This is a genomic window from Pseudomonas mucidolens (genome assembly GCF_900106045.1).
GTDB classification, from domain to species: domain Bacteria; phylum Pseudomonadota; class Gammaproteobacteria; order Pseudomonadales; family Pseudomonadaceae; genus Aquipseudomonas; species Aquipseudomonas mucidolens.
In genome coordinates, this window is record NZ_LT629802.1 from 4,970,491 (window position 1) to 4,993,490 (window position 23,000).

Below are 23,000 nucleotides of genomic sequence, written 5' to 3' on the forward strand. Positions count from 1 at the left end.
GCAGAGCAATGCAGCAACTCAATCCTTCCGAAATAAGTGAAATTATCAAGGGCCGCATCGACAAGCTCGATGTGACCTCCCAAGCCCGTAACGAAGGCACTGTCGTCAGCGTATCTGACGGCATCGTGCGGATTCACGGTCTGGCCGACGTCATGTACGGCGAAATGATCGAGTTTCCGGGCGGCGTCTTCGGTATGGCCCTCAACCTGGAGCAAGACTCCGTAGGTGCCGTTGTATTGGGCGCTTACCAGTCTCTGGCCGAAGGCATGAGCGCCAAGTGCACAGGCCGCATCCTGGAGGTTCCAGTTGGTAAGGAATTGCTGGGTCGTGTTGTCGACGCACTGGGTAACCCTGTTGACGGCAAAGGTCCGCTGAACAACACCGAGACCGATGCGGTCGAGAAAGTTGCTCCTGGCGTGATCTGGCGTAAGTCGGTAGACCAGCCTGTACAGACTGGCTACAAGGCTGTCGATGCCATGATCCCGGTCGGCCGTGGCCAGCGTGAGCTGATCATTGGTGACCGTCAGATCGGCAAGACCGCACTGGCGATCGACGCGATCATCAACCAGAAAGACAGCGGCATTTTCTGCGTCTACGTAGCCATCGGTCAGAAGCAATCGACCATCGCTAACGTGGTTCGCAAGCTGGAAGAAAACGGCGCCCTGGCCAACACGATCATCGTGGCTGCCAGTGCTTCGGAATCTCCTGCGCTGCAATTCCTGGCACCGTACTCCGGTTGCACCATGGGTGAATTCTTCCGCGACCGCGGTGAAGACGCGCTGATCGTTTATGACGATCTGTCCAAGCAAGCAGTGGCTTACCGCCAGATTTCCCTGCTGCTGCGCCGTCCACCAGGCCGTGAAGCCTACCCAGGCGACGTGTTCTATCTCCACTCCCGTCTGTTGGAGCGCGCATCCCGCGTTTCCGAAGAGTACGTAGAGAAGTTCACCAACGGCGCAGTGACCGGCAAAACCGGTTCCCTGACCGCACTGCCGATCATCGAAACCCAGGCTGGCGACGTTTCCGCGTTCGTTCCGACCAACGTGATTTCCATCACCGACGGTCAGATCTTCCTGGAATCGGCCATGTTCAACTCCGGGATCCGTCCTGCTGTGAACGCCGGTGTTTCGGTATCCCGTGTGGGTGGTGCCGCTCAGACCAAGATCATCAAGAAGCTCTCCGGTGGTATCCGTACCGCTCTGGCTCAGTACCGTGAACTGGCGGCATTCGCCCAGTTCGCTTCTGACCTGGACGAAGCGACCCGTAAGCAACTTGAGCATGGTCAGCGCGTTACCGAGCTGATGAAGCAGAAGCAATACGCCCCAATGTCGATCGCTGACATGGCGTTGTCGCTGTATGCCGCTGAGCGTGGGTTCCTGACTGACGTCGAAATCGCCAAGGTCGGCAGCTTTGAACAAGCGCTGATTGCTTACTTCAACCGCGATCATGCCGATTTGATGGCCAAGATCAACGTGAAGGGTGACTTCAATGACGAAATCGACGCTGGCATGAAAGCCGGTATCGAGAAGTTCAAGGCCACCCAAACCTGGTAAGCCGCAGCGGGAGCCGCGAGGCTCCCGCTTGCTAACCTGATAGGTGTTACATGGCAGGCGCAAAAGAGATTCGCAGTAAGATTGCGAGCATCAAAAGCACGCAAAAGATTACCAGCGCCATGGAGAAAGTGGCGGTCAGCAAAATGCGCAAGGCACAAATGCGCATGTCGGCTAGCCGTCCCTATGCGGAGCGTATCCGCCAGGTAATTGGGCATCTGGCCAACGCCAACCCGGAATACCGCCACCCGTTCATGATCGACCGCGCCGTCAAGCGTGTCGGTTATGTCGTCGTGAGCAGTGACCGTGGTTTGTGCGGTGGCTTGAATACCAACCTGTTCAAGGCCCTGGTCAAGGACATGGCGGTAAACCGCGAAAACGGCGTCGAGATTGATCTGTGTGTTGTTGGTAGCAAGGGTGCGGCCTTTTTCCGCAACTTCGGCGGTAACGTCGTTGCAGCTATCAGCCACCTGGGTGAAGAGCCGTCGATCAATGATTTGATCGGCAGCGTCAAGGTGATGCTGGATGCGTACCTGGAAGGCCGGATTGACCGCCTGTCCGTGGTATCCAACAAGTTCATCAACACCATGACACAACAGCCTACCGTGGAGCAGTTGATTCCATTGGTGGCAACCCCGGATCAGGAACTCAAGCATCACTGGGACTACCTCTACGAACCAGACGCTAAAGAGCTGCTTGACGGCTTGATGGTGCGCTACGTGGAGTCGCAGGTCTACCAGGCGGTGGTCGAGAACAACGCAGCTGAACAAGCGGCGCGGATGATCGCGATGAAAAACGCTACCGACAACGCCGGTGATTTGATCAGTGATTTGCAACTGATCTACAACAAGGCGCGTCAGGCTGCGATCACCCAAGAGATCTCGGAAATCGTCGGCGGCGCTGCCGCGGTTTAACGGTTCAAATATTCAGAGGATCCAGCTATGAGTAGCGGACGTATCGTTCAAATCATCGGCGCCGTTATCGACGTGGAATTTCCACGCGACAGCGTACCGAGCATCTACAACGCGCTGAAAGTACAAGGCGCGGAAACCACCCTGGAAGTTCAGCAGCAGCTGGGCGACGGCGTGGTTCGTACCATTGCGATGGGTTCCACCGAAGGCTTGAAGCGCGGTCTGGACGTTATCGACTCTGGCGCTGCCATCTCCGTACCGGTCGGTAAAGCGACCCTGGGCCGGATCATGGACGTACTGGGCAACCCGATCGACGAAGCTGGCCCGATCGACACCGAAGAGCGTTGGGGCATTCACCGTCCAGCACCTTCGTTCGCCGAGCAAGCTGGCGGCAACGACCTGCTGGAAACCGGCATCAAGGTTATCGACCTGGTTTGCCCGTTCGCCAAGGGCGGTAAAGTCGGTCTGTTCGGTGGTGCCGGTGTCGGCAAGACCGTAAACATGATGGAACTGATCCGTAACATCGCCATCGAGCACAGCGGTTATTCCGTGTTCGCCGGTGTGGGTGAGCGTACTCGTGAGGGTAACGACTTCTACCACGAGATGAAGGACTCCAACGTTCTGGACAAAGTGGCACTGGTTTACGGTCAGATGAACGAGCCGCCGGGAAACCGTCTGCGCGTGGCACTGACCGGCCTGACCATGGCCGAGAAGTTCCGTGACGAAGGTAACGACGTTCTGCTGTTCGTCGACAACATCTACCGTTACACCTTGGCCGGTACTGAAGTATCCGCACTGCTGGGCCGTATGCCTTCGGCAGTAGGTTACCAGCCGACCCTGGCTGAAGAGATGGGCGTTCTGCAAGAACGTATCACTTCGACCAAGGAAGGTTCGATCACCTCGATCCAAGCGGTATACGTACCTGCGGATGACTTGACCGACCCGTCGCCAGCGACCACCTTCGCCCACTTGGACGCCACCGTCGTTCTGTCCCGTGACATCGCCTCCCTGGGTATCTACCCAGCGGTCGATCCACTGGACTCGACTTCGCGCCAGCTGGACCCGAACGTGATTGGCCAGGAGCACTACGACACCGCTCGCGGCGTTCAGTACGTGCTGCAGCGTTACAAAGAACTGAAGGACATCATTGCGATCCTGGGTATGGACGAGCTGTCGGAAACCGACAAGCAGTTGGTATCCCGCGCTCGTAAGATCCAGCGCTTCTTGTCGCAGCCGTTCTTCGTGGCTGAAGTCTTCACCGGTGCTTCGGGTAAATACGTTTCCCTGAAAGACACCATTGCTGGCTTCAAAGGCATCCTCAACGGTGACTACGACCACCTGCCAGAACAAGCGTTCTACATGGTCGGCGGCATCGAAGAAGCGATCGAGAAAGCCAAGAAACTGTAATCCCGGCGCCCGGAAACGGGCGCTCATCAGGTTGAGGCAATCAGATGGCTATGACAGTCCATTGCGATATCGTCAGCGCGGAAGGGGAAATCTTCTCCGGTCTGGTAGAAATGGTGATTGCACACGGCGAACTGGGTGATCTTGGTATCGCCTTGGGCCACGCCCCGCTGATCACCAGCTTGAAGCCAGGTCCGATCACTCTGACCAAGCAAGGCGGGGAACGGGAGGTGTTTTACATCTCCGGTGGTTTCCTCGAGGTTCAGCCGAACATGGTCAAGGTACTTGCCGACACTGTGCAACGTGCTGCTGACCTGGATGAAGCCTCCGCTCAGGAAGCCGTCAAGGCTGCCGAGAAGGCCCTGAACGAAAAAGGCGCAGATTTCGACTACGGTTCTGCTGCTGCACGTCTGGCCGAGGCCGCAGCTCAGCTGCGTACCGTCCAGCAGATCCGCAAGAAGTTTGGCGGCTAAGCCGTCACCCTTCATGCGTGATTGATTAAAAAGGGTAGCCTCGGCTACCCTTTTTCTTTTTTTGCAAAACACTTCTTTGGTCTGAAGTCGGACCGCCCAGGATTGGTAGCCATTCATGTCTCTTGAAATCGTAATTCTCGCCGCAGGCCAAGGCACTCGCATGCGTTCGGCCTTGCCCAAGGTGCTGCACCCGGTTGCGGGTAACTCCATGCTGGGTCATGTTATCCACAGCGCCCGGCAACTGGCTCCGCAGCGTATTCATGTGGTGATCGGCCACGGTGCCGACGTGGTGCGTGAGCGCTTGGCGGCGGATGATCTGAATTTCGTGCTTCAGGACAAACAACTGGGCACCGGCCATGCCACGGCTCAAGCGGTTCCCTTCATCAAGGCCGAGACCGTGCTGATCCTCTACGGTGACGTGCCGTTGATTGAAGTGGAAACCCTGCAACGCCTGCTCAAGCATGTGGTGCCGGGCCAAATGGGCCTGCTCACCGTCGAGCTGGATGACCCTACCGGTTATGGCCGCATCGTGCGTAATGCCGACGGCAAGGTGGCCGCCATCGTCGAGCATAAAGACGCCAGTGACGCCCAGCGCGCAATCACCGAAGGCAACACCGGCATTCTTGCGGTACCGGCTGATCGGTTGGCTGACTGGATGAGCCGCTTGTCGAACAACAATGCTCAAGGCGAGTACTACCTGACCGATGTGATCGAAATGGCCGTCAGTGATGGCTTGGTGGTTGCCACCGAGCAGCCTCACGACCCGATGGAAGTGCAGGGCGCCAACGATCGCAAGCAACTTGCAGAGCTGGAGCGTCACTACCAATTGCGCGAAGGACGGCGTCTGATGGCCCAGGGCGTGACCTTGCGTGACCCGGCGCGCTTCGACGTGCGCGGTGATGTCAGCGTGGGCCGCGACGTGCTGATCGACATCAACGTGATCCTCGAAGGTCGCGTGGTGATTGAAGACGACGTGGTGATTGGCCCGAACTGCGTGATCAAGGACAGCACCTTGCGCAAAGGCGTGGTGGTCAAGGCCAACAGCCACATCGACGGCGCGGTCATGGGTGAGGGCAGCGATGCCGGTCCGTTTGCGCGGTTGCGTCCCGGTAGCGTGCTGGGGGAAAAAGCCCATGTGGGTAACTTCGTCGAACTGAAAAATGCCCGCTTGGGCGCTGAGGCCAAGGTCGGTCACCTGACCTACTTGGGCGACGCGCTGATCGGCGCCCGCACCAATATCGGCGCAGGCACCATCACCTGCAACTACGATGGCGCCAACAAGCACCAGACCACGATTGGCGAAGACGTATTCATCGGCTCCAACAATTCGCTGGTTGCGCCAGTGACCGTTGGCGATGGCTCCAACACCGCGGCCGGGTCGACGATCAACCAGGATGTGGATAAGTCGCAGCTGGCTGTTGCCCGCGCGCGTCAACGCAACATCGACGGCTGGAAACGCCCGGTCAAAATCAAGAAACCCTGAGTTATCCACAATCTCTTTAGCAATAAACATTAAATGTATGTGCGGGCTTGCTCGCACATTTGCCTGGTGTTGTTTTCAAAAAAAGCTGTTCAGCGCTTGACGATCTTTCGCCAATAGGTTTTGATTGCCTTCGTTATCTTTCGAAACGAAACTTATCATCACCATGTCGAAACGAAACACCCCCCAACGACGCCACAATATTCTTACTTTGCTCAATGAGCAGGGCGAAGTGAGCGTGGACGAATTGGCCAAGCGTTTTGAAACCTCGGAAGTGACTATCCGCAAGGACCTGGCGGCCCTGGAAAGTAACGGCTTGCTGTTGCGCCGCTATGGCGGGGCAATCACCATGCCCCAGGAATTGGTGGGCGATCCCGCTCAACCCATTTCTATCCACAAGCGCGCCATTGCCCGCGCGGCGGTCAAGCATCTGCGTGAACATGCCCGGATCATCATCGATAGCGGCAGTACCACCGCCGCGATGATTCCCGAACTGGGCCATCAGCCCGGCCTGGTAGTGATGACCAACTCCTTGCATGTGGCCAGCGCCCTGAGCGAACTGGAACATGAACCGGTGCTGCTGATGACCGGCGGCACCTGGGACCCGCATTCCGACTCTTTCCAGGGCCAGGTCGCCGAACAGGTGCTGCGTTCCTACGATTTCGATCAACTGTTCATCGGCGCCGACGGCATCGATTTGCAGCGCGGTACCACCACCTTCAATGAATTGCTGGGCCTGAGCCGAGTCATGGCCGAGGTCGCCCGCGAAGTCGTGGTCATGGTCGAATCCGACAAGATTGGCCGCAAGATCCCCAACTTGGAACTGCCCTGGAGCAGCGTCCATACCCTTATTACCGATGATCGCCTGCCGCTCGAGGCCCGCGACCAGATTCAAGCCCGCGGCATCACGCTGATTTGCGCGGCAGTCATCTAGGAGAGAAACCATGTGTGGAATTGTAGGCGCAGTCGCTGAACGCAACGTCACCGCCATTTTGCTCGAAGGCCTCAAACGCCTTGAATACCGTGGCTATGACAGCGCCGGTGTGGCGGTCTTCAGCAACGCTGGCAAGCTGGAACGCATGCGCCGTCCGGGCAAGGTCAGCGAATTGGAACAGGCTTTGGTCGGTGAGCCTCTGGCCGGCCGCCTGGGTATCGCCCACACCCGCTGGGCAACTCACGGCGCGCCGTGCGAACGCAATGCCCACCCTCATTTTTCCGGTGACCTGGCCGTGGTTCACAACGGCATCATCGAAAACCACGAAGTGCTGCGTGAGCAACTCAAGGGACTGGGCTACGTCTTTACGTCGGACACCGACACCGAAGTTATCGCCCACCTGTTGAACCACAAGCTCAAGGACCACAGTGACCTGACCGTCGCCCTCAAGGCCACCGTTAAGGAGTTGCATGGCGCCTATGGCCTGGCGGTCGTCAGTGCCAGCCAGCCGGATCGCGTGGTTGCGGCCCGCAGCGGCAGTCCGCTGGTGATCGGCTTGGGACTGGGGGAAAACTTCCTGGCTTCCGACCAACTGGCTCTGCGTCAGGTTACTGACCGCTTCGTGTACCTGGAAGAAGGCGATATCGCCGACATTCGCCGCGACAGCGTGGCGATCTGGGACGTTGATGGCCAGTCAGTCGAGCGCGAAGCGGTGCAGTACCGTGATGGCGCTGAAGCTGCTGACAAAGGTGAGTTCCGCCACTTCATGCTCAAGGAAATCCACGAACAACCGTCCGTGGTGCAACGCACCCTTGAAGGTCGCCTGAGCCAGAGTCAGGTGCTGGTCAACGCCTTCGGCCCGCAAGCCGCCGAGTTGTTCGCCAAAGTGCGCAATGTACAGATCGTTGCCTGCGGCACCAGCTACCACGCCGGCATGGTTGCCCGTTACTGGCTGGAAGAACTGGCCGGTATTCCGTGCCAGATCGAAGTTGCCAGCGAATTCCGCTACCGCAAGGTGGTGGTGCAGCCTGATACCCTGTTCGTCACCATTTCCCAGTCTGGCGAAACCGCTGACACCCTGGCGGCCCTGCGTAATGCCAAAGAGCTGGGTTACCTGGCGAGCCTGGCGATCTGCAACGTCAGCATCAGCTCGCTGGTGCGTGAGTCCGACCTGACATTGCTGACCCAAGCCGGTCGCGAAATCGGTGTCGCTTCCACCAAAGCCTTCACCACCCAGTTGGTTGGTCTGTTGCTATTGACCCTGTCCCTGGGACAAGTGCGTGGCACATTGGCCGAAGGCGTTGAAGCCACGTTGGTAGAAGAACTGCGTCGCCTGCCGACCCGCCTGGGCGAAGCGTTGGCGATGGACAGCACCGTAGAAAAAGTCGCCGAGTTGTTCGCTGACAAAAACCACACCCTGTTCCTCGGCCGTGGCGCGCAGTACCCGGTGGCAATGGAGGGCTCCCTGAAGCTCAAGGAAATTTCCTATATTCACGCCGAAGCCTACCCGGCCGGCGAGTTGAAACACGGCCCACTGGCGCTGGTGGACGACGACATGCCGGTGGTCACAGTGGCGCCGAACAATGAACTGCTGGAGAAGCTCAAGTCCAATCTGCAGGAAGTACGCGCCCGTGGCGGCCAACTGATTGTGTTTGCCGACGAAAAAGCCGGTATGACCAACGGCGAAGGCACCCATGTCATCAACATGCCGCATATCCACGACACCTTGTCGCCGATCCTCTACACCATCCCGCTGCAACTGCTGTCGTACTACGTGGCCGTGCTCAAGGGGACTGACGTTGACCAGCCGCGTAACCTGGCCAAGTCGGTGACGGTGGAATAGCGCTTAGCGGTGAAGCAAGGACAGTGGTGTTTGAGAATTAAAGCTGTCGCTTGTGAATTAAAACTGCCGCAGGGCTTGCCAGATCGGCACAGCCTCTGCGGCAATTTTCTCTAGGCGACCCTGGAGGTCTACCTGGCGGTTCGCATGGGCTGGCACAGGTTGATGCCAATCACACGATAATCCCAACATCAGAAGGTAATCCAATAATAAGCGACGGTACTTTGCGACTGTGAACGGGCGCTTCACACCCCTCCTTACTTGTAAAAAGGTGAGCACAATGCAGAACCCGAAGCTTGAAGTCTTGACCCCCAGCAACTCTCAGCTGATCTTCATCGACCAACAGCCGCAAATGGCTTTTGGTGTGCAGAGCATTGATCGGCAAACCTTGAAGAACAACACCGTAGGCCTGGCGAAAGCGGCGCGTATTTTTGGCGTACCGACAATTATCACCACTGTCGAAACCGAAAGTTTTTCGGGTCATACCTATCCCGAACTGCTGGAGGTATTCCCCGATGCGCCTATCCTTGAGCGCACCTCGATGAACTCCTGGGATGACCAGAAAGTGCGCGATGCGCTCAAGCGTAACGGGCGCAATAAGGTGATCGTTTCGGGGCTTTGGACAGAAGTCTGCAATACCACGTTCGCACTCTCGGCGATGCACGATGCCGGATACGAAATCTATATGGTCGCTGACGCTTCTGGCGGAACCAGCCAGGCGGCCCACGATTACTCAATGCAACGGATGATCCAGGCGGGTGTGGTACCTGTCACCTGGCAGCAAGTGTTGCTGGAGTGGCAGCGCGACTGGAAAAACCGCGATACCTACGACCAGGTCATGGCCGTGGCTAGAGAGCATTCAGGTGCCTACGGCATGGGCATCGATTATGCCTACACCATGGTGCACAAGGCAGAAGAGCGGGTGAAGCACGGCCCCACGCTGGCGCCGGTTCACGCTGATATCTAGGCCATTCGGGGGCGGCCTTGGTCGTCCTGATTCGGGAGCCCCGCTATGATCGAACAGTTGCCCGACATTGTGACGCTGGTCGTGCGCCACTGCGTGCGAACCGTGCAGCTTGAGCCATATGAAGCCTGGTTACGCCGAACCATAGGTGCTGCAAAGCAGTTCGAAGGCCACCTGGGTGTAGATGTCATGCGTGCCCCCGGTGCAGATTTGGCTAACTTCACTATCGTATTGCGTTTTAGCACTACCCAGCGGTTGCAGGCATGGCTCGATTCGGATGAGCGCCAAGAGCTTATCAATGAGGCGCTTCCGCTGCTGGTAGAAGGTGATCAGACAGGTGTCAGTACGGCAAATGAATTCTGGTTCACCCCGACCGAGCAGGACACTCAGCCGCCGCGCTGGAAACAGGTCTGCGTAACCTTTCTGGTGATCTTACCTCTTAGCCTACTGATCCCCTTGGCGTGGCGCCCAGTCTTCACAAACATCCCCTGGCTGGGTGGTTACGTTGCCAGCAACGTTCTGATCACAGCCACCATTGTTCTACTGGTGGTTTACGTTTTCATGCCCATGGTCACCGGCTGGTTCGCTGGCTGGCTAAGTGACGATGACGGAGCGAGATCATGACAAATAAACCAACAGACCAGGGCCGGCGAGGGTTTATCGCCGCTGGATCTTTGATCGGCGCTGCCGGTGCTCTGTGGTCGACGTTTCCGTTTGCAGCCGCCGCAGGCTCAACGTCCTCAACTATCTCAGGAGGCAACATGACTGCTGACATCATTTTCTACAATGGCGACCTGCACACGGTGGATAGAGAAAAACCGCGCGCCAAAGCCGTGGCGATCAAGGATGGCAAGTTTGTTGCTGTCGGCAACGATGCCGAGGCCATGGCGTTTCGTGGTACCGCAACTCAGGTGGTTGATTTACAAGGGCGCACGGTGATCCCCGGGTTAAACGACTCCCACCTTCATCTGATCCGCGGTGGCCTCAATTACAATCTGGAGTTGCGCTGGGAAGGGGTGCCTTCGTTGGCTGATGCGCTGCGTATGCTCAAGGTTCAGGCAGACCGCACCCCCACGCCGCAATGGGTGCGGGTGGTAGGGGGATGGAATGAATTCCAGTTTGCCGAACGGAGAATGCCAACGCTCGATGAGCTTAACCAGGCTGCACCGGATACGCCGGTGTTTGTTCTGCATCTGTATGACAGGGCTTTATTGAATCGCGCCGCATTACGAGTGGTTGGGTATACGCGCAACACGCCCAATCCTCCGGGCGGCGAAATTCAGCGCGACGCCAATGGCGAGCCGACCGGGATGTTGGTAGCGCGACCGAATGCGATGATTCTCTACTCAACGCTCGCAAAAGGTCCGACGCTGCCTATCGAATATCAAATCAACTCCACGCGCCAGTTCATGCGGGAACTGAATCGGCTGGGCGTAACCAGTGCCATCGATGCGGGTGGCGGCTTCCAGAATTATCCGGATGATTACCAGGTGGTGCGCGACCTCGCGAAGAACGATCAGCTTACGGTGCGTATCGCCTACAACTTGTTTACCCAGAAACCCAAGGAGGAGCTGGCAGACTTTCAAAGCTGGACCAAGCAAGTGAAGCCTGGAGATGGCGACGATTTTTTCCGCCACAACGGTGCGGGCGAAATGTTGGTGTTCTCTGCGGCAGACTTCGAAGACTTTCTTGAGCCGCGTCCGGACCTTGCGCCGCAAATGGAGGCGGACCTAGAGCCAGTGGTGCGCCACTTGGTGGAACACCGTTGGCCGTTCCGCTTGCATGCAACCTATGACGAATCCATCTCGCGCATGTTGGATGTGTTCGAACGGGTCAATCAGGATATTCCCTTCAACGGCTTGCCATGGTTCTTCGATCACGCTGAAACCATTACGCCGCGCAACATCGAGCGTGTGCGAGCATTAGGTGGCGGCATCGCGATTCAGGATCGCATGGCATTCCAAGGCGAGTACTTTGTTGACCGCTACGGCAGCAAGGCGGCGGAACAGACGCCGCCGATCCAGCGGATGCTGGCTGAGGGCGTGCCGGTGGGCGCAGGTACTGACGCTACGCGGGTATCCAGCTACAACCCCTGGACGTCGCTTTACTGGTTGGTCAGTGGCAAGACGGTGGGAGGCATGGAACTGTACCCTGAAGGCTTGTCCCGCGCAGTCGCACTTGAACTCTTTACCCATGGCAGTGCTTGGTTTTCGTCGGAGCAGGGCAAGAAAGGCCAACTAAAAGTAGGCCAGTTGGCAGGCCTGATCGCGCTTAACGCCGACTTTTTCAACGTCGAGGAAGAACAGATCAAGTGGATGGAATCGGTGCTGACGGTGGTCGGTGGCAAAGTGGTTTATGCCACTGGGGAGTTTAGGCCGTTGTCCCCCGGTGAAATACCCGTGATGCCGGATTGGTCCCCCGTGGCGCTTGTACCTGGGCATTGGAAACCAAACGCTCCCCTGCAGGCAAGCGTTCATCAATGCTCGGGACCTTGTGCTGTTCACGCACATCAGCATGGCCCAGTGAGGACGTCATCAGTCCCGATCAGCGATTATCAGGGTTTCTGGGGCGCTTTTGGATGTTCCTGCTTTGCGTTCTGATAGCGTGACATCGGCCCCCGTTGCATCGGCCTGGAGCCCGCTGCTTCATCATAGGATAAACGCCAAAAGGGTCGCTTTGTCACCCGTATCGATGGAGAGGGCTGATGCCATTCAGCATTGAGGCGGGTGGCGCAATCTCGATCGTGCTGCTGTTCCTCGTGCATCTGGGACTTTGCGCGGCGTATATCCAGGGCGGGCTGGTCAAACTGACCGATTTCCCCGGCGCCGTCGTTGAGATGGCCCACTTCCGCCTGAACCCGCCCGTCTTGTTCGCCGTTCTGGTGATAGCGCTGGAACTGGGCGCCTCTGTGATGGTGTTGACGGGCTTTCTGCGCTGGCTGGGTGCGCTGGCATTGGCCGGATTCACGCTTCTATCCACCCTGATCGCGCTGCGGTTCTGGGAGCAGCCGGCAGGCGAGGCTAGGCACGCAGACGCGAATGCCTTTTTCGAACATCTCGGTCTCATCGGAGGGTTCCTACTTGTCGTCTGGGTGGATCTTGCCCGGAACCCGTCCCTCGATCTGTGACGAAAGTAGCCTGACGTTTCTAAACCACCTCACCCGTCAAGGAGAATCGGATGACCGCCATTGACATGCCCGCCCCAGCGAAGGGCCCGCTGAGCCTACCGGTCTTCCGGGCACTGTGGATCGCCACGATCATTTCCAATATCGGCACCTGGATGCATGATGTCGGTGCGGGATGGTTGATGACCTCGCTGTCGCCCAGTCCACTGCTGGTGGCTCTGGTGCAGGCCGCTACGACCCTGCCGATGTTCTTGCTGGCCCTGCCGGCCGGGGCGCTGGCCGACATCGTCGATCGCCGGAAGATGCTGCTGTCCGCACAGGTCCTCGGCCTTGCTGCCGCCGCCGTTCTGGCCTTCCTGACCTTTCAAGGACTGACCACCCCGTGGCTGCTGCTCGTCGCCACCTTTGTTCTCGGCGTGGCGGCGGCGCTCAGTGCGCCGGTGTTTCAAGCCATCGTTCCAGAACTGGTCGACAAGGCCACCTTGCCCGATGCGGTGGCGCTCAACAGTCTCGGCGTCAACATCTCGCGTGCCATAGGCCCGGCGCTTGGCGGGGTGATCGTTGCGTTAGCCGGTGTTCCAGCGGTCTTCGCGCTGAATGCCGTTTCGGTTTCGGCGGTATTGATCGTGCTTGTCACATGGAAACGCGCCACGACCGTACATAGCTTGCCGCCCGAACATTTCTTCGGCGCGCTGCGGGCCGGTTATCGCTATGCACGGCATTCTCCGGCGATGCGGCTGGTACTGATCCGCACGCTGGGCTTCTTCCTGTTCAGCAGCGCGCTCTGGGCGATGCTGCCGCTGGTGGGCCGCCGCGAACTGGGGCTGGATGCGGCGGGCTACGGCGCGCTTCTCGGCTGCATGGGCGCCGGTGCCATTGTCGGTGCATTGCTGCTGAAACAACTGCGCAAGAAGGTAGCGTCCAACAGGGTCTCGATCTGGGCGACACTGCTGTTCGCGGCTGCGACCCTCGCACTGGCGCTGGCGCCCAATGCTTGGCTGGCCGGGGCAGTGATGTTCGCTGCCGGCGTCGCCTGGATCGGCATGCTGACCTCGCTCAACGTCGCGGCGCAGATGGCCTCGCCCGGCTGGGTCAAGGCACGGGCGCTCGCAGTCTATCTGTTGGTGCTTCAGGGAGCCATGACCGGCGGTAGTATCCTGTGGGGTACCCTTGCAAGCAGCGCGGGCGTCGCCGGCGCCCTGATCATCGCGGCCATCGGCCAGACGCTGGCGATCCTGCTGGCCTTGCGCTGGCGGCTGCCGAAGGATTCCACCACCGATCTGGCGCCCTCGAACCATTGGGCCGAGCCTGTCCTCGCTGTCCCGCTTGCCAATGACCGCGGCCCCGTCCTGATCGAAGTCGAATACCGGATCGCCCCGGAACAACAGGCCGCGTTCACCGCCGCCCTACGTAATTTTCGTGCGACGCGCTATCGCGACGGCGCGATCCGCTGGGATGTCTGGGAGGACGTCGCAGAGCCCGGCCGGGTGGTGGAGGCATTCATCGTCGAAAGCTGGGTCGAGCATCAGCGCCAGCATGCGAGGGTGACCCATAGCGATGCACTGGATCAGGAACTGTTGAGCGCGTTTCACATCGGCGATCAACCGCCCGTCGTCCGCCACCTGTTGCGACCACTTTGACTCTGGACGCTGAGGCCGTGCGGATGGTCCGGGCGACAAGCAAGCAGGAGACGCGACATGATTGAAATGGTCATCGAGCAGCGGCGTTGCGACCTAACACGCCATTTCATGCACATAGCGCGTCGCTGATTGCCGGCCGTGGATTACAAGGTCTGTTTTATTCAGGGCGATTGGTTGGCTCCGGCGGTATGGGAAAAATTCGAGCGCCACTTCAAGGCCTGTGGCTACGCCTGCTGTGTCCTGTCATTGCCAGCCCAAGGCGAGCAAGGTTGGTACCGAGTTCTGCACGGCAAGGATGCCAGATCATCGCCCCTTAAATGTCTGGTGGACTTCTACGCTGAACAGATTGCGGCCTTCCCGGCGCCACCTGTTCTGATTGGCCATGCGCTGGGCGGGCTGGTCGTTCAACTGCTGTTGGACCGTGGTCTGGGGGTGGCAGGCATCGCGATAGCCCCGCGCCCACCTCAGCGGGTCTTTCCGGGCATTCTTTCGTTGCTACAGATACTGTCGACAAGAGCTGAACAGCAGCAGGGCATGCGCTTTCTGCGCATGACGCCTGCGCAATTTTCCCGCCTCATGGGGTATCCGGCATCCCGGCAGACAACCGGTCCGCTCTATGAACAGTTTGTTGGTACAGTCCCGAAAAGCCTGATGACAACGGTAGCGTTAGGCGTGGGTAGCAGATTGCTCTTCAACCACGAGCGCGGGCCCTTATTACTGATTTGCGGTGGCGATGACCATGTGGTTGCCAGTTCTGTAGTTTTGGCCAACTATCTCTATCAGAGGCGGTCGTTGGCACCGACAGATTTCATCTCGTTACCCGGCTACGGGCACCTGCTCATTACGCAGCCGGGTTGGGAGCATGTCGCGGATCGAATCATTGAATGGCTGCAGCGACAGTTGGGCCGGTTTTGATGTTACCCACAGGCTATCTACTCAATACAAGGGCGCGTGCTGGCGCGTGCCGTAGGTGCATTGCTTGCGAATAAACGTGGTTTTGCTGCTGAGCTTGGTGCTTGGTTGCCTTGCGTGCTCAAGTGCAGCGGCGCGCATTTCGGATGAAATGGACCATCGCCGCTGGACCGCCATCGATCACGGCCCTAGCTCAGTGGGAGCGCTTGCGCAAACCGCTGATGGATACCTCTGGCTCGGTACTCATGATTCCTTGTATCGCTTCGATGGTTTTGAGTTCGAGAAATTCGCGCCTGCTGACGGTGAGCGGCTGGGCGTGGTCTCGGCGCTTCTCAGCTCCAGCGAAGGTCTGTGGGTGGGTTTTCGTGCCGGTGGGGCTCGTTTGATCAATGCAAACGGCGTGATTCAACCGATTGATCCAGGCCTTCCGGGCGGGGCGGTGTACAGCTTGGCCGAGGATCAGCAAGGACAAGTTTGGGTCGCGGCGGATGACGGGCTTGCCCGGCATGACGGCACGGGTTGGCACTTGGTTGGCAAGGAGGCGGGCTTTCCCTACCGCCATGCCCGAGCGGTGCACGTGGATGCAGAGGGCTATGTCTGGGCGGCGAGTGAAGAGGCAATATATATGCTTCCCCCAGGGGCATCTGCGTTCATGGAAATCGGCATTAAGAGTCAATCGATCAGCAAAATAGTATCGTCCCCTGCAGGAGACATATGGATAACTGATCGTTCCAGGAACCATCTACTGCGTCTGAAAAAAACAGGCTCTGCCGGCATTGAGTTTGAAGAGATACCGACATCACGCACAGTCAGTATCGTTCTGGACGAGCAGGGAGACGCTTGGCTGGGCACGCTTGAATCCGGTGTACATCACTTGGCGGCCGGGGAGCAGCCCACGTCTGTCGAGGATCAGGATGCATTCAACTCATACACCGTTCGCGATGGCCTCAGCTCCGATAATGTATTGGCCCAGCTCATCGACCGCGATGGCACACTATGGGTGGGCACGGATACGGGGCTGGATCGACTCAAGCGTAAAACACTGTCTCCCTTTGCTCTACCTGTCGGCGCGGGCAGTCATGCATTGGCAGTAAGCGGTGATGGTTCCTTATGGATCGGCTCCGGCAATGGCCAACTGATGGGCTTCCGGGGCGACAGCCATTCCACCTTTGAGTTGGACATGCCGATCACCACATTGGTAAACAGTCAGCAGCACGGCTTGTTGATTGGCGGGTATCAGGGGATTTTCTCGCTTTCAGACGGCGGGCCAGTGCGCATCGCAGCATTACCTGTCGAATCCGCCCGCGAGGCTGCCGTAAGGGCGATGACCGTAGGAAAGAATGGCGATATATGGGTCTCAGTCAACCGCGCAGGGCTTTTTGTCTGGGCTGATCAGCAATGGCGACGCATTGAGCCGGTCAGTGATTCCGAACGGCAAGTGATGCCTGTCACCGCCTCCCGAGACTTGGTGGGCACGCTGTGGTTCGGCTACCGGGATAATCTTCTGGTGTCCGTTGATGAGCAGAAGATCGAACGCTGGAGCGAGCAGGAAGGTCTGAACATCGGCCATGTCACGGCGATGCTGCATTTGCCCGGACGCACCTGGGTAGGTGGTCAACATGGCTTGGCGTATCTCAAGGATGGACGTTTTCATCGCCTGGATCTACCGGCTGCCGGACCCTTTCAGAATATCTATGGGCTCGTCGCCGTACCGGCTGAGAAAAACGCAGCCGAATTCGGAATGGATATCTGGGTACACAGCCGCGATGGAATCTTCAAACTGCCTGCAGCAGAGATCGAGCGAGTAATAGCGGGCGGCAACACACTGTTGTACAGCTCGCACGATCACATTGGCCGGCTACCCATGGACCCATTCAAAGTATTGCCGTTGCCCACTGCGGTCCACACGGAAGATGGCTTGCTATGGTTCACCACCGGAAACGGGGTTGTCCGTGTTGATCCATACCAGCCAACGGATATGGCACTACCACCTACAGTCACGATCAAGGCGCTGACAGTCGATGGAAATGATTTTGATATCTACGCCGCGCCCGTTCGGTTATCAGCTGCGCCGGAACAGTTGGTTATTACCTATTCAGCATTGAATCTCGCCTCACCAGAGACCATGCGCTTTCAATACCGGCTTAATGGCCATGATTCGCAATGGGTCGACGCTGGGCGCTCCAGGCAAGCAGCTTTTTCACGCCTGCACCCGGGTGATTACGAATTCCAGGTCCGTGCGCTTGGCGAGAATGGGCATTTCAATCCACCTGACGCGACGTTAACCGTCAGCATTCCTCAGGTTTTCTATTTACGCCCAGGATTCTTGCTGATCTTTTCAGTCGCGCTGCTGACGCTTTTGTTCGGGATGTCCCGCGTTTATACACAACGAGAAAAGGCAGCCCTTAGGACCCGCCTTGAGGAGCGCTTTCAGGAGCGCGAGCGCATCGCGTGCGAGTTGCATGACACCTTGCTGCAAAGCGTTCAGGGAATGATGCTCAGCTTTCAGGCGGTCGCGGACAGTCTGCCGGAGGGATCCCGTGCTCGCCATTCGATGGAGCGGGCGCTGGACCGGGCCGAGCAGGTGATTGCTGAGGGCCGTGACCGAATCACAGGTTTGCGTGGCCAGATGGCGCCATCTGAAGACTTAGTCGTTGCGTTTCAAGCTTTAAAGCTGGAGGCCAGCGTTGCTTTTTGTGCAACCTACCACGTTAGCAACTTGGGTGAACCGCTGGCGCTGCTGAACGAAGTTCGTGATGCTTTTTACCAGGTGGGCAGGGAGGCGGTTTCCAATTCGCTTCGCCATGCGCAGGCTACTCGGATCACCGTTACCTTCAGATATGCGCCGGGCACGTTCGAGATGCTTATTGTCGACAATGGGGTGGGCATTGATCCGCTCTATCAGAGAATGCACGGGCGACCTGAACACGGTGGGCTGAGAGGCATGTATGAACGGGCCAGTAGAATTGATGCAACCCTGGCGATAGTTAGCAACCCCCAGAACGGTACGCGCATTACACTCTCACTGCCGGGTGCCGCTGCCTATGAAAACTCGGTTGGCGGTAAACAGAAGCGCTCGAGCAGGGCAGGATAAACCTATGGTAGATCACAAGAGACCCATCACCGTGCTGATAGTGGATGACCATCCGCTGATACGGGAAGGTATTGAAGCAGTAGTGGGTGGTTATGACGACATCACCGTGGTGGGGGAAGCCTCTAACGGGCTTGAGGCAATCCGGTTATACCGAACGACGCAACCAGACGTCACGCTTATGGATGTACAGATGCCTGAGCTAAACGGACTTGGCGCCATCAGCTCCATCATGTCCGAGTTCCCGCAAGCTCGTATTGCTGTGCTCACTACCTACCGAGGGGATGTAAGGGCGTTACAAGCCATCAAGGCTGGGGCGCGAGGCTATCTTTTGAAAAGCACGTTGCGCCATGAGCTCATTGAAACCATACGTGCCCTGGCCGCCGGCAAACGCTGCTTTCCCCCAGAAATCGCGGCGGAATTGGCGGCTCACATGGACCAGGATGGTCTCACCAATAGAGAGGTTCAGGTGCTACAAAATGTCGCCGAAGGCTTGTCGAATAAGGAGACAGCCCTTGCACTGGCAATCGGTGAAGACACGGTGAAGGGGCATCTGCGAAATATTATGGAGAAGCTGGAAGCTCATAATCGGACTCACGCGGTGACTATCGGTATCCAGCGAGGGATTATCGATCTTCCGCAATAAATACCCCCCTTTAGTGTTGGTTAATGCCAACTCGTTTGGGGCTGTGCGAGGCCCCGCCACAACGCCATTCTGTGCTGCCCCATGGTGACGAGTTAAACGCGCCACCAAGTTTTGATCCCGGCCTAGGAGCGTCAGCTATGAACGGGAATACCAGCGCAGATTGCTTATTGGACAACACCGCCACTCGTGGTCCCAATTGTTTGAAACAGACCAGGCAACTGCTGACGTTGCTGATGGAGGCGGAGCGAGCCATTCAACGTGATCCGGACATCGCTTCGACTTATCTTAATCAGGCAATTGACTTGCTGGCCGTCGAGCGTCAAAGCGGACTTTTGCCGCACAGAAACAGGGGTGGGTTGGCTCGATGGCAAATCTCCCGTGTAGACGAATACATAAATGAGCATGTCGACCATTGCATACGGACAACCGAACTGGCTTCGTTACTGAGTCTGAGCGTCAGTCATTTTTCGCATGCATTCAAACAGACGACCGGAATGACTCCGCTGATGTATGTGACCGCCGCACGAGTGGAGGCAGCACGGCAATACATGCTGTGCTCAGCGCATTCCTTAAGTGACATTGCGCTTAGCCATGGATTTTGCGACCAGTCGCACTTTAGCCGAGTATTCAGACGCGAAACAGGCTTGTCGCCGCAGGCCTGGCGAAAGCTGCATGCTGCACCCCCCCTACTCGCCGCGTTGGGTCAAAGAGCGACGGCGTGACTTTGACCGTCGCTCTACATATCAGACCGCGGTTTGCTCTGTCATTTCTAAAGCACCGTCAATTACTAGGTATTTGACGGTGCTTTCAAGCTTCGCATGGCCGAGGAGCCGTTGGCCTGCCCTCAAGTTCTTCGTTCTTCGATAGATTAGGGATGCCTTCGTACGACGCATCGTATGTGACCAGCACGCCTCAATGGGAAGTATCAAAAAGGATAACCACTATGTGCCTCAGGCATACCTCAGGCAGTGGAGGAGTAACGGAAAAATTCAAACCTTCCGGCGACAGTTTTGGAAGTTTCTCGCAGCGATTGAGAGGCCGCGAAGTCTGCGACGGCTTACAGCGGCCCGAGTGGCTAACGCCGATCAGTTAACACCCTGTAGGAGCGAGCTTGCTCGCGAAAAACGTCAACGTTAACGCGTGCATCCTGGATAAACGCGGCGCTTGTAAATTCTTCGCGAGCAAGCTCGCTCCTACAGGGTGTTAACTGCGTGGCTGCCCTTTTGCGTTTCAGGTCCACCAATACCGCACCAGATGAAAGAAAATCGGCGCCGCAAAACATACGGAATCCAGGCGATCCAGCATCCCGCCATGCCCTTCGATCATATGCCCCCAATCTTTCACGCCCCGGTCGCGCTTGATCGCCGACATCACGATCCCACCCGCAAAGCCCAGCAAGTTGATCAACAACGAGATCAAGAATGACTGCCACGGATTGAATGGCGTGATCCACCACAGCGCGGCGCCGATCAGCGAGGACAACAGGATCCCGCCGACAAAGCCTTCGACGGTTTTTGAAGGTGACAGGTTGGGCGCGATCTTATGTTTGCCGAACAGCTTGCCGCAGACGTACTGCAACACGTCCGAGAGCTGCACCACGATCACCAGGTAGGCGATCAGCAGCAGGTTGCGCCCTTCATAGCCGAGGATGTCGAGGGTCAGCAACGCCGGCACGAAAGACACGCAAAACACCGCGATCATCAAGCCCCATTGCACTTTGGAGGCCCGTTCGAGGAAGTGCGTGCTGTCGCCGCCCAATGAGGCGAGGATCGGCAATAGCAGGAACACGTAGACCGGGATGAAGATCGAAAACAGTCCGTACCAGTCGAAGTAGATCAGCACGTATTGCAGCGGCAGCGCCAGGTAGAACGCCGCCACCAGCGCCGGATAATCGCTGCGCCGGGTGGGCGTGAGGGTGAGGAATTCGCGCAGCGCATAGAACGACACTGCATAGAACAGCAGGATCACTGCTCCCGTACCCAGCCAGAATGCGATGCCGATGACGATCACCATCACCCACCAGGCATTGATGCGTGCGTTCAGGTTGTCGATGACCGCATTGGGCGTGCCGCGGGTGCGCAGCTTGAGCATCAGGCCGATCAGTGAGGCGAGCACCAGGATCATGCCGATCCCGCCGAACAACATCAGGGTTTGGCTATCCATTTCAGACATGCTCCGGGGCGAGGGCGAGCAGGGCGTCGCGGGTTCGGGCGAGGAACAACGCCTTGTCTTCGCCGTCCTCCAGTTGCAGCGGTGCACCGAAACTGGTTGTGCATAACAACGGCAGCGGCAGCACCCGGCCCTTGGGCATGACCCGATTGAGGTTGGCGATCCACACCGGGATCAATTGCGCCTGTGGGTAACTTCTGGCCAAGTGATACAGGCCGCTTTTGAAGGGCAGCAAACCGTCTTCCAGATTGCGCGTACCTTCGGGAAAGATGATCAGCGAGTCGCCGTTTTCCAGGGCATCGAGCATCGGCTGCAGCGGGTTATCCACAGGGTCTTTGCGCTCGCGATCGATCAACACGCCGTTGAACACCCGGTTGATGATGTAGCGCCGCAGTGAACTCTTGTTCCAATAATCGGTGCCGGCCACCGGCCGTGTGGTTTTACGCAGGTTCGGCGGCAGGGACGCCCACAGCAGCACGAAGTCGCCGTGGCTGCTGTGGTTGGCGAAATAGATGCGCTGCGCCGCCTCCGGCGAACAGCCGAGCCACAGGCTGCGGGCGCCGGTGACGGTGCGGGCCATGGAGGTAATCAGGGTCGCGACCACGGGCTCAAACATAGCAATTCCTTATCCGGCAAAAGGCAGCCAAGGGCTGACCAGGATCACGGCCAATGTCAGCAGGACTTGTGCGCCCAGCAAATAGGCTTGTTTGCGCAACAGTTTCAACGCGCCGCGCCGACGCTCGGTCCAGGGTCGGTTGGCGCGATGTGGCGATTGCAGGCCCAGGGTCTGTAGCGTCTGGTCGAGTTCGTCGGTGCGCTCCAGGTCCTTGGCCATCAGCGTAAACAGCTCGGCGTCGAAGGCGACCCGCAGCGCCCAGTATTTTTGCAGCAGCCCGAGAATAATCATCCACAGGCTGAGCAGCAGGCAGATCGGCGTGATACTGCTCATCAGCAGCTGCAGCAGACCAAACAGCACCCCAAGCAGGGTCAGGCCTGTGGATAACTGATCCAGTGATCGGCCTCGACGCAGCAGGCTGGCGACGACCTGGAGTTCCATGTCAGCGGGCATAAGGCAGATCTCCCAACACTTCACGGTGAGCGGGTGCAGGACGACACGGCGCCGTGGCGGGCCAGTGACGGTAGAAAAGCTCCACCCCGTCATGGGTGCTGAAGGTGTGATCTTGCTGTTCGCGCATCGCAAAGTCCTTATGCAATCGGTGGGCGTTGCTGTGCTTCTTTGAGGCCCTGGCGGACCCGATTGACCAGGGTGTAAGCGAGCAACGCGGCTACCAGCCACATCACGCCGTCGACCCAACCGCCACCCAACCAGCCCAGCGCCACGCCGGTGGCCAGCACGCCGAGAACAAAGGCCCGATCGCTCTTGCCCATCGGGCCGTCATAGCGCCGTGAAGCGCCGACCATTGGCCCGAGTACTCCAGCATATTCGCTGAACACCGCCAGCAGGGCCACCAGTAATACCGGCACCAGGCTCGCGCCCGGGATCAACGCAAACGGCAGAATCAACGCGCTGTCGGCGATCACGTCACAGAGTTCATTGAGGTAAGCGCCGAGGCGCGATTGCTGGCCAAATTCGCGGGCGAGCATGCCGTCGATGGCATTCAGGCCCATGCGCAGGATCATCCACAGGGGAATCAGCGCGAATAACCAGGTGTGTTGGGCAAAACCTGCGATCAGCAGGCCCACCAGCACGGAGATGACCCCGGCCAGCACGGTGATCTGGTTGGCGGTGGTGCCGTTGTCGTACAGACGTTGGACCAAGGGCCGCAGCAAGTTTTGAAAACGCGGCTTGAGCTGATAGATCGAAATCATGAGGGTGACGCTTCCTTGTCTGTTAACCCGCG

General features: G+C 58.1%; 20 protein-coding genes and 1 pseudogene. 16 read left to right on the forward strand and 5 right to left on the reverse strand.

Features of this window, described 5'->3' with window-relative positions; all coding sequences use genetic code 11:
* The first annotated feature begins 8 nt into the window (after positions 1–8).
* The 16 genes from atpA to BLU75_RS22895 all read left to right on the forward strand — a co-directional run bounded on the left by atpA (position 9) and on the right by BLU75_RS22895 (position 19,691).
* Positions 9–1,553, forward strand: coding sequence for a F0F1 ATP synthase subunit alpha (atpA, locus tag BLU75_RS22815; RefSeq protein WP_084378365.1), 1,545 nt, complete (start codon positions 9–11; stop codon positions 1,551–1,553).
* A 50-nt stretch (positions 1,554–1,603) separates the two neighbouring features.
* Positions 1,604–2,464, forward strand: a complete 861-nt coding sequence (atpG, locus tag BLU75_RS22820) for a F0F1 ATP synthase subunit gamma (protein WP_084378364.1) — start codon at positions 1,604–1,606, stop codon at positions 2,462–2,464.
* Between the two features lie 27 nt (positions 2,465–2,491).
* Complete coding sequence (gene atpD, locus BLU75_RS22825) at positions 2,492–3,868, forward strand: F0F1 ATP synthase subunit beta (RefSeq protein ID WP_020294925.1); 1,377 nt, start codon at positions 2,492–2,494, stop codon at positions 3,866–3,868.
* Positions 3,869–3,912: 44 nt separating this feature from the next.
* Entirely contained in the window at positions 3,913–4,338 is a 426-nt protein-coding gene (locus BLU75_RS22830; protein ID WP_084378363.1) for a F0F1 ATP synthase subunit epsilon, read from the forward strand.
* 115 nt (positions 4,339–4,453) lie between these two features.
* Positions 4,454–5,821 (forward strand): bifunctional UDP-N-acetylglucosamine diphosphorylase/glucosamine-1-phosphate N-acetyltransferase GlmU, encoded by a 1,368-nt coding sequence (gene glmU / locus BLU75_RS22835; protein WP_090221567.1) that lies wholly within the window; start codon positions 4,454–4,456, stop codon positions 5,819–5,821.
* 163 nt (positions 5,822–5,984) lie between these two features.
* Positions 5,985–6,752, forward strand: coding sequence for a DeoR/GlpR family DNA-binding transcription regulator (locus tag BLU75_RS22840; RefSeq protein ID WP_084378361.1), 768 nt, complete (start codon positions 5,985–5,987; stop codon positions 6,750–6,752).
* A 10-nt stretch (positions 6,753–6,762) separates the two neighbouring features.
* Positions 6,763–8,595, forward strand: a complete 1,833-nt coding sequence (glmS, locus tag BLU75_RS22845; RefSeq protein ID WP_090221568.1) for a glutamine--fructose-6-phosphate transaminase (isomerizing) — start codon at positions 6,763–6,765, stop codon at positions 8,593–8,595.
* A 277-nt stretch (positions 8,596–8,872) separates the two neighbouring features.
* Positions 8,873–9,559 carry a hydrolase gene (locus tag BLU75_RS22855; protein ID WP_084378359.1) on the forward strand — a complete coding sequence of 229 codons (687 nt, stop codon included), beginning with the start codon at positions 8,873–8,875 and terminating at the stop codon, positions 9,557–9,559.
* A 45-nt stretch (positions 9,560–9,604) separates the two neighbouring features.
* Positions 9,605–10,180, forward strand: coding sequence for an antibiotic biosynthesis monooxygenase (locus tag BLU75_RS22860; protein ID WP_172832086.1), 576 nt, complete (start codon positions 9,605–9,607; stop codon positions 10,178–10,180).
* A gap of 137 nt (positions 10,181–10,317) precedes the next feature.
* Entirely contained in the window at positions 10,318–12,156 is a 1,839-nt protein-coding gene (locus BLU75_RS22865; protein WP_165447472.1) for an amidohydrolase, read from the forward strand.
* Between the two features lie 104 nt (positions 12,157–12,260).
* A complete protein-coding gene (locus BLU75_RS22870) occupies positions 12,261–12,683 on the forward strand; it encodes a DoxX family protein (protein WP_084378357.1) in 423 nt (140 codons plus the stop codon).
* Positions 12,684–12,733: 50 nt separating this feature from the next.
* Positions 12,734–14,320: an MFS transporter gene (locus tag BLU75_RS22875; RefSeq protein ID WP_084378356.1), complete on the forward strand. Its 1,587-nt coding sequence runs from the start codon at positions 12,734–12,736 to the stop codon at positions 14,318–14,320.
* A 138-nt stretch (positions 14,321–14,458) separates the two neighbouring features.
* A complete protein-coding gene (locus tag BLU75_RS22880) occupies positions 14,459–15,235 on the forward strand; it encodes an alpha/beta fold hydrolase (protein WP_157720799.1) in 777 nt (258 codons plus the stop codon).
* 76 nt (positions 15,236–15,311) lie between these two features.
* Positions 15,312–18,326: a sensor histidine kinase gene (locus tag BLU75_RS22885; protein ID WP_130909346.1), complete on the forward strand. Its 3,015-nt coding sequence runs from the start codon at positions 15,312–15,314 to the stop codon at positions 18,324–18,326.
* Positions 18,327–18,330: 4 nt separating this feature from the next.
* Complete coding sequence (locus BLU75_RS22890) at positions 18,331–18,969, forward strand: response regulator transcription factor (RefSeq protein ID WP_084378353.1); 639 nt, start codon at positions 18,331–18,333, stop codon at positions 18,967–18,969.
* Between the two features lie 137 nt (positions 18,970–19,106).
* Entirely contained in the window at positions 19,107–19,691 is a 585-nt protein-coding gene (locus tag BLU75_RS22895; protein ID WP_084378352.1) for an AraC family transcriptional regulator, read from the forward strand.
* A gap of 508 nt (positions 19,692–20,199) precedes the next feature.
* On the opposite strand, the gene BLU75_RS22905 is transcribed toward BLU75_RS22895, so the two are convergent.
* From BLU75_RS22905 to BLU75_RS22920, 5 genes and pseudogenes are all read right to left on the reverse strand, one after another.
* Positions 20,200–21,132, reverse strand: coding sequence for a phosphatidate cytidylyltransferase (locus tag BLU75_RS22905; RefSeq protein ID WP_084378350.1), 933 nt, complete (start codon positions 21,130–21,132; stop codon positions 20,200–20,202).
* A 1-nt stretch (position 21,133) separates the two neighbouring features.
* On the reverse strand, positions 21,134–21,754 hold the full coding sequence (locus BLU75_RS22910; protein WP_084378349.1) for a lysophospholipid acyltransferase family protein: 621 nt from the start codon (positions 21,752–21,754) through the stop codon (positions 21,134–21,136).
* A gap of 9 nt (positions 21,755–21,763) precedes the next feature.
* The gene (locus BLU75_RS22915) at positions 21,764–22,207 is read right to left on the reverse strand and encodes a hypothetical protein (protein WP_084378348.1); all 444 of its coding nucleotides are present in this window, start codon (positions 22,205–22,207) and stop codon (positions 21,764–21,766) included.
* Between the two features lie 31 nt (positions 22,208–22,238).
* Positions 22,239–22,334: pseudogene (locus BLU75_RS27395) on the reverse strand (hypothetical protein); the annotation flags it as partial.
* A 10-nt stretch (positions 22,335–22,344) separates the two neighbouring features.
* Entirely contained in the window at positions 22,345–22,968 is a 624-nt protein-coding gene (locus BLU75_RS22920; RefSeq protein WP_084378347.1) for a CDP-alcohol phosphatidyltransferase family protein, read from the reverse strand.
* Positions 22,969–23,000 lie beyond the last annotated feature (32 nt).